This window comes from Psychrobacillus soli (assembly GCF_006861775.1).
GTDB lineage: Bacteria > Bacillota > Bacilli > Bacillales_A > Planococcaceae > Psychrobacillus > Psychrobacillus soli.
Genome location: NZ_VDGG01000072.1, coordinates 1 through 13,686, shown reverse-complemented (window position 1 = coordinate 13,686; position 13,686 = coordinate 1). Strand labels below are relative to the sequence as shown.

Annotated in this window: 9 protein-coding genes; 8 read left to right on the top strand and 1 reads right to left on the bottom strand. The window is 36.7% G+C overall.

Features of this window, described 5'->3' with window-relative positions; genetic code table 11:
* Positions 1 to 504: 504 nt before the first annotated feature.
* The gene (secA, locus tag FG383_RS19780) at positions 505 to 2,874 is read right to left on the bottom strand and encodes a preprotein translocase subunit SecA (RefSeq protein WP_142609297.1); all 2,370 of its coding nucleotides are present in this window, start codon (positions 2,872 to 2,874) and stop codon (positions 505 to 507) included.
* A gap of 162 nt (positions 2,875 to 3,036) precedes the next feature.
* Here secA and FG383_RS19775 point away from each other — a divergent pair, with 162 nt between their 5' ends.
* From FG383_RS19775 to FG383_RS19740, 8 genes are all read left to right on the top strand, one after another.
* Complete coding sequence (locus FG383_RS19775; RefSeq protein WP_142609295.1) at positions 3,037 to 5,313, top strand: NHL repeat-containing protein; 2,277 nt, start codon at positions 3,037 to 3,039, stop codon at positions 5,311 to 5,313.
* Between the two features lie 53 nt (positions 5,314 to 5,366).
* Positions 5,367 to 7,622 carry a phosphodiester glycosidase family protein gene (locus FG383_RS19770; RefSeq protein ID WP_142609293.1) on the top strand — a complete coding sequence of 752 codons (2,256 nt, stop codon included), beginning with the start codon at positions 5,367 to 5,369 and terminating at the stop codon, positions 7,620 to 7,622.
* 122 nt (positions 7,623 to 7,744) lie between these two features.
* A complete protein-coding gene (locus FG383_RS19765; protein ID WP_142609291.1) occupies positions 7,745 to 8,155 on the top strand; it encodes a hypothetical protein in 411 nt (136 codons plus the stop codon).
* Between the two features lie 696 nt (positions 8,156 to 8,851).
* Complete coding sequence (locus FG383_RS19760) at positions 8,852 to 9,916, top strand: glycosyltransferase family 4 protein (protein WP_142609289.1); 1,065 nt, start codon at positions 8,852 to 8,854, stop codon at positions 9,914 to 9,916.
* 43 nt (positions 9,917 to 9,959) lie between these two features.
* Positions 9,960 to 11,075, top strand: a complete 1,116-nt coding sequence (locus tag FG383_RS19755; RefSeq protein WP_142609287.1) for a DegT/DnrJ/EryC1/StrS family aminotransferase — start codon at positions 9,960 to 9,962, stop codon at positions 11,073 to 11,075.
* Between the two features lie 277 nt (positions 11,076 to 11,352).
* Entirely contained in the window at positions 11,353 to 12,090 is a 738-nt protein-coding gene (locus tag FG383_RS19750; RefSeq protein ID WP_142609285.1) for a hypothetical protein, read from the top strand.
* Complete coding sequence (locus tag FG383_RS19745) at positions 12,087 to 13,100, top strand: Gfo/Idh/MocA family protein (RefSeq protein WP_142609283.1); 1,014 nt, start codon at positions 12,087 to 12,089, stop codon at positions 13,098 to 13,100. The genes FG383_RS19750 and FG383_RS19745 overlap by 4 nt, the downstream gene beginning before the upstream one ends.
* A 19-nt stretch (positions 13,101 to 13,119) precedes the next feature.
* The coding region (locus tag FG383_RS19740; protein WP_246097069.1) for a nucleotide sugar dehydrogenase at positions 13,120 to 13,686 on the top strand (567 nt) is incomplete at its 3' end.

Here is a 13,686-nt window from a genome sequence, read left to right as displayed (position 1 = left end):
AACCAATTCTTAAAATAACAAGTTTACTTGGAGTGAGACGACGATGAATACGAGGTCTCATACCAATAAATAGTTGTATGAAACGAACTTTATCCTAAGTAAATACTCTACTTATTTGGAGAAAGTATTTTCTAATAAGCTTTAATAAATATTGCGTAGTGAATCTGATCAATTTAAAGCTTTGATAACAGTAGACGCAAAATTAGCAAGCAATTCCCATGGATTTTCGCTGCTGGGAGGCGACTCCAGTGGGATCAAGTGAGCAAAATGAGACTTCACAACGGACGCGTGCAGGCGCGGCGGTGAAGGCTCATCGCTCACCCCACGGAAAGCGTCCGCCCAGCAGCGGAAATCCCAGCGGACACTCATTTTCAACCCACTACCACGCAGTATCCCTAAACTATCTATTTATCTTGATCATCTGACACGAATACCAGACTGTGTTTTTACAATTATAAAGGGCAGGAAGTAGAAAGACACTTCCTGCCCATAATATGCTAGAATCTATTGTTCCTTATTAACACCATTCACTTGGAAATTATACCGAATCGCATCTCTAAAGAATGTATGAAGCATTTCTTGGAATAAATGAAGCGCATCGAACGAGTATAAGCGATATGGATCTTCTTGACCATACCCTCGAATGCTGATACCTTCTCTTAAATGATGCAGATTATTTAGATGTCCAATCCACAAACGGTCTAACGTCTCCGTATAGTAAGATTGAATATTTCTCCACTCTTCGCTATCACTACTTGTTAAATTGACAATCTCAAAAGCTTTCTCATAAACAGCTTCTAACGCTTCCTTCAACTGCTCTTTATTTTCCGAATTTAAAGAAGAAAATGCATCCTCTTCATACGATGTTAGCATTGAAATGATTTTAATCTCATCCATTATCTCGTTTATAATACCCGACTCATGCACATCATTTAAATTCGAATCCGTAAGTTCGTCGAGTAGAGTGTTTAGGCGTTCATGCATAGCATCAATAATAAGCATTTGCATATTTTCTACTTTTAACGCCTTTTCTCGGTAATTATACATAACGCGTTGTTGATCGTTATTAATATCATCTAATTTCAATAAATGAGATCGACTCGAGAAATGCATACCTTCGATTACATTTTGAACATTATACACAAACTTCGTTGGATTAGATGAAATAACTAAGCCAGTCTCATCCGTTTTCAACTTATTTTTGTATTTAGTAAATTCCTCTTCATCATAATAGTGGAATAACTCGTCCTCTAATGAAATGATAAATTGCGAGCTACCTGGATCTCCTTGACGTCCACCACGACCACGAAGCTGCATATCAATTCGGGCACTACTATGAAGTTCCGTCCCAATAATATGCAGACCACCTAGTTCAGCAACGCCTTCCCCTAAAGTGATGTCTGTTCCTCGCCCAGCCATATTCGTTGCGAGCATGATTTTATTCATTTGTCCCGCTTGCGAAATTAACTCTGCTTCATCTTCTACTGTTTTTGCATTAAGTATCGAATGTTCGATTTCAAGGTCATTTAAATAGGAAGAAAGTTTTTCCGACTGTTCGATAGAAGTCGTTCCGATCAAAACAGGGCGACCCATTTTATGGTATTTTTGCGTTTCTTCTACAATTTTTTTCATTTTATCTTCATACGTTAAATAGACGAGCGTTTCCATATCGATGCGTTTGTTTGGTTTATTTGTCGGTATTTCCGTTACGCGTAAGTTGTATGTTTCCCAAAACTCATCGCGTGAAGGAACTGCACTACCGGTCATTCCAGATACATGTTTGTACAATCTGAAATAATGTTGAATCATAATAGAAGCTTGTGTATTATTTTCTTCTTTAATGGAAACTTTTTCTTTCGCTTCGATTGCTTGATGAAGTCCATCGCTAAATGTACGACCTTCCATAATACGTCCAGTATATGGATCCACAATCATAATTTTGTCGTCTTTTACAATATAGTCTACGTCTTTACGCATAACTACTTTTGCTCGAAGTGTTTGCATTGCAATATGCATAAATTCACGATGCTCTCGGTCATATACATTATCAATGCCAAATGCTTCTTCTAGGCGATCTGCACCATTATCCAACAACACGATTTGTTTCGTCTCTGGGTAATAATTGTAATCTTCTTCGTCTTTGAACGAACTAATAACTAGCTGCATAATTGGAAACAAATTCAAGCTTTCGTGGGATTTCCCTGCTAGAATCAAAGGAGTTCTTGCTTCATCTATCAATATGCTATCTACTTCATCGATTAATGCATAAAAAAGTGGTCGCTGCACAAGCTGTTCTTCGCTTTGTACCATATGATCTCTTAAATAATCAAAGCCAAATTCTGTCCCAGTACCATATGTAATGTCGCAGTTATAGGCAGCTTGTTTCTCCTCATTCTCTATACCGGAAATATTCAAACCAACTGTTAAGCCTAAAAACTCAAATAACGGCTTCATTTGTTCAAAATCTCGACTTGCCAAATATTCATTGGCTGTAATAATATGCGTTCCTTTACCGTGTAAAGCCATCACATACGCAGGTAGCGTTGCAACTAATGTTTTACCTTCTCCCGTTTGCATTTGAGCAATTTGAGATTGAGTTAATACTGCTCCACCCATTAACTGTGCATCATAGTGTCGCATACCTAACACACGTTTCGAAGCTTCGCGTACGACCGCAAATGCTTCCAACATGATTTCTTCAGGAGTTGCTCCATTATTTAATTGATCACGAAAACTAGTTGTATATGTTTGAAGCTCTATATCGGTTTTATTTGTAAATGAATCTTCCAACGCGTTAATCTTGGATACTATTTTTTTGAGTTGCTTTAACTCAATTATTTCACCAGAAATCATTTTCTTAATAGAATGTAACATGTTCATTCTCCCTACTTTTAAATTCCATTGCCTATTATATCATGAATTAAACGGGCAAGCATTTTCCAGCTGATTTGCTAATGTTTCAATTATATTACAACTATAAGTTTTAAATGTTACCAATAGATGTTAATGTTAAAATATAGATGAGGGGGTTTTAATTTGAAGAAAATTTATATTCCAGTGATGGCTGCCATGTTAGCTACACCATTAAATAGTGTGGCAAATGCTGAAGAATTACTAAAAACAAACACAGCTTTAGAAGAAGTAGTAGTACAACCGGTAGGAACCGGGGAAGAAGTAATTGAGGTCGAGGGTAGCGTAGAAGAATGGTTAGAAGACGCGATAGAGGAAGGACCAGCGGAAGAAGTTATCCAAGAAGGATATGAAAACTTAGGTCCAATGATTTTCAAATCATCTGCTATTTCATCTAAAATTGCCGCAAATGATAAAGGTGAGTATTTCATTTATTACATCATGCATGGAGCTCCAGCGGCATTAGTTATAGTAGATTATAAAACAAAGGAAACTATACATACATTTACGTTAGAGGATTCTAAAAGTGCTTGGGGTCTTGATGTAGATGAAAATGGAAAGCTTTGGGTAGGTGGATCTGTTTCAAGTGTTCTATATAGCTATGATCCAAATACGGAAGTTTTTGAAAATCATGGAGCTATTTTTTCCAATAAAAGCGATACTTCTATTCAAGATTTAATCGTCTCTGGACATAAATTATATGCTGGGTCAGCATACGGAGGCTCACTAGTAGCGTTTGACACAGAAACGAAAAAAATAGAAGAGTTTGGACAAATTCGAAAAAGAAAAGAATTTGTGAAAGCAATCGTTGCAGATGAGAAAAAAGATGAAATTTACGTATCGATCGGTTCTTCCATGGATTTATTAGTAAAGAAGCCTGGCACGAAAAACTTCACATCTTTTTTACCAGCAAAATACATGTCGGAAAAGTACGCGCAGGATTTAGTGTTAACGGATGAGTATGTCATTGCAAGATTGCATCCATCTAATATAGCAGTAGTTTTTGATAGAAAGACATTGAAAATTGTGGATGAGTTTGAGTTGAGTTCAAAAACTGTTTCTACGTTATCACCAGATGGAAAGTCTCTATACTATACAAAAGCGCAGCAATTAATCCGGTATGACTTCGAAACAAAAGCGCATACGGAGCTTGGTTTATATTTACCAAAAGGGACAGAAGCGATTAATCTGGACTTTATCCTAAAAGAAACGAAAAAAACAGAAGATGAGCAAACAGACCTGGTATCACTTTTTGAAAAAATATTCAGTGAGAAATCTCTCAAAGAAATTCAGTCACAAGCAACTTCGACAGACAACAAGGTAAATGTGGAAGCACCGATTATCGAGGAACAACTAACTACTGAGACTATCTTCGAAGAACCGAAAGAATGGCTTCTATCTGGAATGGTCGATAATCTAGGTCAATTATTTGAATACAATCCACAAACAGGAGAAATTCAGTATTATCAATTTGACTTACCAGAACAACCGGTAGAATTATATACACTAGCTTCTAGCGAAGATGGTAAGAAAATATTTGCTAATGGATATATGTCCGGTGGTCTTGGTGTATATGATGTTGCAACTGGAAAGAAAGAATTATATCGAAATATTAGCCAAATAGAGTCTATGTTTGATATAAACAATAAATTGTATATCGGAGCATATCCACTTGCTAGAGTACTAGTTTATGATCGTTCCCTTCCATGGGAAACTGTAAACCCAAAAGAAGTTATTCGGATGAGTGAATTCGGGCAAGAAAGAACGACTGCAGTTGCACCTTTTAATCAAGGGAAAGAAATTATATTCGGCACATTACCAGATGCAAGTGTTGGTGGCGGTGCGCTTGCTTTCTATGATACGGTAAATGAAAAAATGGAAATATATGAAAATTATATATATAACCAAAGTATCGTGTCACTAGTTAGTAGAGGAACACAAATTTTTGGTGGAACTTCTATTCATGCGAATCAGCAAGTTAACCCAAGGGGAGCAAGATTATTCTATTTTAATAGAAGTAACCCAGAAAATAAAACATACATTCAACTACCATTTGACTCAAGTATGATTACAAGTTTATTAGTAGATAGCAATAATAAAGTATGGGGTATGGCGGATGGGAAACTATTCGTTTATACAGATGAATTTACAGACGTTAGAACGGTCGAATTATTACCACTGATTTCTGGTAGATTCCGAAATGCACAAATTATAGATAGTAATGATGGCTATATTTACGGAAGTGTCGAAGGAAAACTATTTAAAGTGAGAAAAGATAATTTAGAAGTAGAATGGTTGAAAGATAAAGGAGTTTATGGACTCGTAAAAGATGTCGATGGGAACCTTTATTATTACGAAGGAAGTAATTTATGGAAGTATACAATTGAAAAAAATAGAAAGTAACAACAAAACGAGTAAAAATAATTGCTCAAGGAATTGAAGGAGAATATAACTAAATGAAACAAAAATTGCTATACCTTTTTATCGTGTTTGCAATCGTCACTGGCGCTCTTTTTCAACCAAATCAGGCAGAAGCTGCTACAACTAAAGTTTATTGGGACGGTATATTAATGGTTCCTGGTCAAGTTGGGAAAATTAAAGTAGTCAAACCAATCAACTTATGGAAGCGTACGGATGCAGGTTTAGTGTTCGAACGAGTATTAAAAAAAGGTGAGCAATACCGTGTCTATAGATATGATAATTTATACGGAGGTCAATATGGCCTTGGTGGAGGCATGTACATTACGAAAATGGCCGGTTATGTCGAGTATAAGACACCTTCCAAAGCAAAACTAAAAGAATTAGCAAATGCAGAAGGAACGACAGCACCAAGCGGAAATAACTCATTACAGTTATTTCCAACTGAAGCTACACCGACTTTAACGGGTGGTAAAGTATTGAGTCAGGCGGTTACACAACTTGCTCCTGGTATTCGTAAAAAATACTTCGATATAGACGGTGCAATTGGTGCTCAAAATGTATTTGTAATCGAATATGATGGGAAAACTACTAATGTCGGACTAAAAACAGAGCTTGCAAAAGATCAATTAGTGGGACTAGAAACAACATCCTCTCAAGCAAATAGCGTGGAACAAAATGATTCTTATCACGTAGTTGCTGGAGTGAACGCAGATTACTTCGATAAACAAGGACAACCAATCGATTTAATGATGATGGACGGATCCATTGTCTCTACATCGCAAACGCCGGCTAGTGAGTTAGCAGTGTTAGGAGTTAAAGCAGACGGCAAAGCAATAATTGGTGCTCCTCAAGTAGCGATGAACGTATCAGTGAATGGGCAACAATCATATGCGATTAGTTCTGTTAATAGAAAACGATTAGCGAACAATCTAGTTATTTATACAAGAGACTTCAATGCAACAACAGGAACAAATGAGCTCGGTACAGAAGTTCGAGTGAAAATAGATTCTGGAAAGTTAAATGGATCTGAAACACTAGTCGGTACTGTTTTAGAAAATGTTACCGGTGTTGGGAACGCTAAGTTAAACAAAGATGAAATTATTTTATCCGGACATAACTTTGCAAGTGAGTTTCTACAAACGGTTCAAGTAGGAGACCAAATTGCGATTACAACAAAATTTACTCCTGCTGAATGGAATGATGTAAGAGAATCTGTCAGCGGACGTTATCATTTAGTGAAAAATGGTACATTACAAACGATTAAAGTTGCTGGGGTAGCACCTCGAACTGCTGTAGGTATTAAAAAAGATGGAAGTATTTTCACGGCGGTTATCGATGGAAGATCAACAGATAGTAAAGGGTTAACTTTGCAAAATACTGCTAAACTAATGAAAGATTTAGGGGCAACCTACGCAATGACATTCGATGGTGGGGGTTCTTCTACAGTAGTTACGAGAGAACTAGGTGATAGTAAAGTAACTGTTCAAAACAAGCCTTCTGACGGAATTGAGCGTTCGGTATCCAATTCTTTATTATTCATTAGTCAATATAAAACAGGTGCACTTGCAACGATAATGCCCGTATCAAACGTATTAGAAGTATTCGAAGGAGAAAGCTATACAGATTTGTCTGTACCACTTAAAGGAATCGATCAGTATATGAATCCGGTAGCTGTATCAGGAAATGGTAAAGTAACTTCTTCTATTTTAACGACTACAAATGGTAAGCAAGTAGTCAATGCGAAACCAGGTATGTATGCAGGTGTAGTAACTTATGATGGAAAAACAGCGAATATCCAACTAAAAGTATCGAATGGTGCCCCAACTATATTAGAATCCTTTAATAAAGGTATCCTTAACTATGAAGCTACTAGTGATCGAGCAAAATCTGTTTCGGTTCAATCTGTTACTAATGATAGAGACGGATCAAAAGCTATTAAACTAGTTTATGACTTTACTGGTACAACGGACACTTCAGGTGCATATGTAAGTGCTAAAACAAAGTTAACTATTAGCACTCCTGCTAAAAAGATTGGTATGTGGGTAAAAGGTGATGGCAAAGGAAACTGGCTAAGATCACAAATGGTAGATGCAACTGGTAAAACAGTTCATCTAGATTTTGATAAAAATGTGAACTGGACGGATTGGAGATTCGTAACGGCAGAAGTACCGACAGGTCTATCTTATCCACTTAAAATGGATTTACCAGTACGCTATATGCAAACAGAAGATGCAAATAAATCGAATGGTGAAATTATTATCGATGACATCCAAGCGATTTATAAAGACTAACCAATTCACGAGTGCGCCAAAAAGCCTACTGGATAAGGTTAAAAAGTATTAGAAGTTGCGAACCTTTTTGATGTATGATAACGTAATCAGTATGGATTTTTGCTAACTGTGGAGGGAAGTACATGTATTCGGAAGAAAAAGATAAAGAGAATGCTTCACCTGATTTATCAATGGAAGAAAATACGCCAAAAGTAATAGGTTATTATAAACGCCAAGCTTGGGCTGTAAAAGTATTTGACAAGATTGATCAAGATAATATAGTCGAGGATGGTAAAGATGTAGTACTAGCTTCTTCCATTATTCAATCGAGTAATGATTTGTTTTTCCCAGCTTTCATTCGCATTAATACGAAAGAAAACGGAAAAGTTGCGGGTGCATACTTGATTATTGAAGAAGACGATAGCTTTCAGCTGTTACCATTAGAACGTGCTTTAGAAGAATTACAATTAGATGAACTAGTTCCTTTTAAGTACCGTACGCTTGAAAAAATTGAAGGCGACGAGTACCAAGTAAACTGGCCAGAATTTTCATAAGTAAGTGGAAGGGCGCTCGAAGATACAATTTCGGGCGCTCTTCATTTCTTTATTAGAGATGCTAACTATTTTTCTCATACACATAGTAATGGAAAGCCTTCGCACTACGGCAAAAAATATCCGCTTTATTTTTCTAAGGAAGATTGTCTGCTGAAACTGGCATAAAAAGTATTATTTGTGGCAGCCTCACTTCAAGTAAACCTCTTACTTTGAGAATTGATTGCTTTCGACAACTAGTTGGTTGCTTTCAGTAGTAATTTGGTTACTCTAGGGATTGAATTGGTTGCTTTCGCAGACCAGTTTGTTGCCCTAAGCCATTTACTGGATTCACAAATTGTAAAACTACCTAATATTTGGATTTAGCGCGACGATTTAAGACTCCTGTTTAGAAAGTGAGACAGACAAAAACCCGCACGTAGCTTAGCGGTAACTCTATTAATACGCGTTATTTCCATTGACTCCTGCTTAATTACGAAATTCACCAGTAATTTATACTTTGTATCTAAAGAATCAAAAGACTGACTTTTGCCTATAATAAGGCGAAAAGTCAGTCTTTTCTTTCTTTATAATATACTTGGTTACAAATCTATTTTTATAGTATAATGAGTAATCGAAGAAACTTTCATATTGCTAATTCGTCTATTGATAAGACAAACTTAATAGCCAATGAAAATAAAAAAAACAAGGATGATATTTTTGGACATAAAATTACTTCTTGCTTTTATCATTTCTATGGTAACGGCAATAGCTGTTACGCCACTTGTTATAAAACTTGCACATAAGATCGGAGCTGTAGATAAACCGAATAAACGGAAAGTGCATCAGAATGTGATGCCTCGACTCGGTGGTCTTGCAATTTTTATTGCAGTAGCAGTAGGTTACTTTGTATCTGGTTTATATGAAGCAAAAATTACCGGAATAATTGTTGGTGCATTGATCATCATTGTTTTGGGAATCATAGATGATAAATATGAAATATCCGCGAAAATTAAGCTTTTAGGTCAAATTTTAGCTGCATGTGCAGTAATGGGAAGCGGCTTAACAGTAGAAGTATTAAATATTCCTTTCATCGGAGTATTTGATCTTGGGATATTCTCATACGTTGTAACATTATTTTGGATTTTAGCCATTACGAATGCGATTAACTTAATCGATGGGCTAGACGGTTTATCTGCTGGTATTTCGTCTATTGTATTTGCAAGTATTGCATTTTTAGCGTTTTCTGCAGACAAAATGTTAATACTTAGTCTGTCGTTAATATTACTTGGTAGTACACTTGGATTTCTATTTCATAACTTTTACCCTGCGAAGATTTTCATGGGGGACACAGGATCCATGTTTTTAGGTTACTCGATAGCCATTTTATCATTATTAGGTTTGTACAAAAGTGTTACGTTATTTAGCTTTGTCGTACCAATTATGATATTAGGCGTACCGATTTTTGATACATCGTTTGCGATTATTCGCAGACTTGTAAATAGAAAACCAATATCCGTTGCGGATAAATCCCATTTGCACCATAGATTGTTAGCATTAGGCTTATCGCACCGAGATACTGTGTTGGTTATATATGGTTTCGGTTTAATATTTAGTATTGCAGCAATCACGTTTGAAACACTTACGTTAAGATGGGCTATTTTTATACTAGTCTTCATATTAATCGCATTTGAAATTGTTGCAGAAAAAATAGGTCTCGTGAATGAAGAGTATCGACCGATTTTATCAGTATTCCGTAAAGTTGTAGGGTATAAGCGCAATTAGCGCTTTACATATTAAAATTCATTGATAGGTTGGTGTAAACGAAATGAAAGTACCAATGTTAGATTTATCTGAGCAATACGCATCTTTAAAAAGCGAAGTATTAGAAGCCTTAGATGGCGTTATGAGTAGTTCACAATTTATCCTAGGGGATAATGTAAAAAAATTGGAAGCAGATCTTGCTAAGTATAGTCATGTTGCCCACGGTATTGGCTGTGGTAACGGGAGTGACGCAATTCATATAGCTTTACAAGCAGCGGGAATTGGTGCTGGAGATGAAGTAATTACAACACCATTTACGTTTTTTGCTACAGGTGGAGCAATTGTAAGAGCTGGAGCAAAACCTGTTTACGCAGACATAGATCCGATTTCATTCAATTTAGATCCTGAAGAAATTGAAAAACATATAACAGAAAGAACAAAAGCAATTATTCCTGTACATCTATATGGCCAAATGGCAGATATGGTGCGCATTCGTGAAATCGCGGATAAACATAACTTAGTTGTCGTGGAAGATGCAGCTCAAGCAATTGGAGCAAAACAAGGGGAATATACAGTTGGTGAACTAGGAGATGCTGCAACATACAGTTTCTTCCCAACGAAAAACCTAGGTGCTTACGGTGACGGTGGGATGGTCGTAACGAATAATGACGATCTAGCAGAAAAAAGCCGTGTCATCCGTGTACATGGAAGTAAGCCGAAGTACTATCATAGCGTACTTGGATATAACAGTCGTTTAGATGAATTACAAGCTGCCGTATTAAACGTAAAATTCCCTCATTTGGATACTTGGAGTGAACAACGTAAAACACATGCAGATTACTATACGGCATTATTAAATGAAAAAGTGGCAGACTATGTAAAAACACCTGTCGTTGTAGAAGGCTTCCATCATGTGTTCCATCAATATACAATCTTGATAGAACGTCGTGATGAGTTACAAGCGTTCTTAAAAGAAAACGGTGTATCTACCATGATTTACTACCCACTACCATTGCATCTACAACCTGTTTTTGAAAGCTTAGGGTATAAAGAAGGCGATTTCCCTAAAGCGGAAAAAGCTGCAAAAGAAGCACTTTCTTTACCGATGTTCCCAGAGCTAAAAGAGGAACAACAACAATATGTTGTAGAGAAAATTGCTGATTTTTTTGCTGGAAAATAATGTGATGAACAATTAGTAGAGGGAGACGTATTTTTTTACGTTTCCCTTTTACTGCCTGTATGAGACGAATTAACTTCATTCAGCGCCTGTATACAATGGAGTAGTACGAAAACAAACGGAAAGTAGCATTCGATTTAGTTTGAGGTAAAAAAAACCAACTGAATAAAGTTAAAGCCTCCGGCGGATGTCACAGATTTTTTAGAGGAATTTATCGAGCAAGCTCGATAAAAATCTGGACGCAAATTCGGCCAAGGCGAATTTGATTAGGAGAAGTGAGATGGCGGAAAATAAGACGTATAAATTATATGATTCATTAGAATTTTTTTGGAAAAAGAAGATTTGGTTTATTATTATCCCTGTAATTGTTGCATTATTAGGATATGTAGGCTCCATGTTCATCCCTAAAGACGGAGAGTATGTAGGGAGAAGTACAATGTTTACTGGTTCTGTAAAATTAGAGGCATTAACGAATCCTGATCATATTATGGCGCAATACGGTGAACATTTTACCGGCAAAGCGGAAGTATTCGTTCCAACAAGAAGTTATATTAAAGCAGAAGTTTATGGAGAGACTGAAGAACAAGTAACAAAAGAGCTTACATTATTCGATGATCAGTTACTGGCTGGTTTAATGGCGCAGAATGATAAAGTAGTTGATGGGACACAAAGATATGCTTTAGCGCAATCAGCGAGAATCCAAACCTTTCAAGAGGCTATTGAATCGTATAAACAAGCATTAGCCGACACGGATATCGAACCAGTAATAAACCACTATACTTTATTACTTAGCCAAGCAGAGCAGGAACTAACTAATGCTATGGCAACGGAACAACGTGTGCGCAATGATATTATCTCATATGAAAAACCTGCACTGGCGAATGCATATGTAGTGAAAACAAAATCATATGGACTTGAAGGAGCAGTTGCTGGATTTATCCTAGGATTATTATTCACAATCTTTATTTTATCTTTATGGAAATACATTTTAGAAGCAAGAGGGAGTAAACAAGCATGATTCAATTTGCAATTGTAGGTATGGGTTTCATCGCAGATAAGCATATAGCTGCTATTCGCAATACAGAAGGCGCAAATCTATTGGCGATTTGTGATACAAACCCAGAACGACTAGTAATAGATGATGAAAATGTGTTAAAATACACCGATTTAGAAAAAATGCTAACAGACAACCCACAAATAGATGTAGTGAATATTTGTGTACCTTCTGGCTTACATGCAAACTTAACAAAAATTGTAGCGAAGCATAAAAGACATATTATTACAGAAAAACCGATGGCGCTAAACTCCGCTGACGCGAAAGAAATGATGGAAGTAGCAAACGAACAAGGGATTAAACTTGCAATTGTTCATCCAAACCGCTATCGCCCAGCCATTATGGAAGTGCGTGAACTGATGGATGCTGGGAAGTTCGGTAAGCTAAGCCATGCGAATGCAACTGTTCGTTGGAATAGAGGACAAGAATATTACGACCAAGCACCATGGAGGGGCACGAAAAAGTTTGATGGTGGCGTATTAATGAACCAAGCAATACATAATTTAGACTTGCTTCTATGGTTCATGGGGCCAGTGAAATCTGTACAAGGGATGGTAGCCACAAGATTCCGCAATATCGAAACGGAAGACGTTGCAACTGCACTTATCGAATTTGAAAGTGGAGCACTTGGAGTAGTGGAAGCTGCAACTACCGTTTATCCACAAAACTTAGAAGAATCCCTGTCTATTTTCGGTGAAACAGCTAGTGTGAAAGTTAGCGGGAAAAATGCATTATTCATCGAAACATGGGATGTAGAAGGCTATGCGGAAGATGAAGTACAAGCATTAAAAGCAAAAATACAAAGTGAGCCTTGGGGTAAAAAAGGACATGATTGTATAATAGCAGATATGGTAGCAGCGATAAACGAAAACCGTGAACCAGCAGTTAGTGGGCTAGATGGATATAACCCAGTTCGTTTAATCGAAGCAATTATCGAATCATCCGAAACAGGAAAACGTATTATATTTTCGTAATTAAAAAGGAGAGACAATAATGTCTACACACTATGAAGAATTATTAGCAAAAATTGAAAACCACACAGCCGTAATCGGTGTTGTTGGATTAGGTTATGTTGGTTTACCACTAGCCGTTGAAAAAGCAAAAGCTGGATACACAGTAATCGGTTTTGACGTACAAGAATCGAAAGTTGAACAAGTAAACAAAGGAATTAACTATATCGGTGATGTAGTAGATGATGATTTAAAACATATGGTAGACTCTGGACATTTAAGAGCTTCTTCAGACTATGGTTCGATCAGTTCAGTAGATGCAGTTGCTATTTGTGTTCCTACACCACTTGATATTTATCAACAGCCAGACACTTCTTATGTAGAAAGCTCTGTGAATGAAATTGCAAACTATGCGAAACCAGGAACATTAGTCGTGCTTGAATCGACAACATACCCAGGTACAACAGAAGAAATTATTCGTAAAGCATTAGAAGATAAAGGATTTACAGTTGGAGAAGATATTTTCATCGCATACTCTCCAGAACGTATCGATCCAGGTAATAAAAGCTTTAATACAAAAAACACACCAAAAGTAGTTGGTGGTATTACA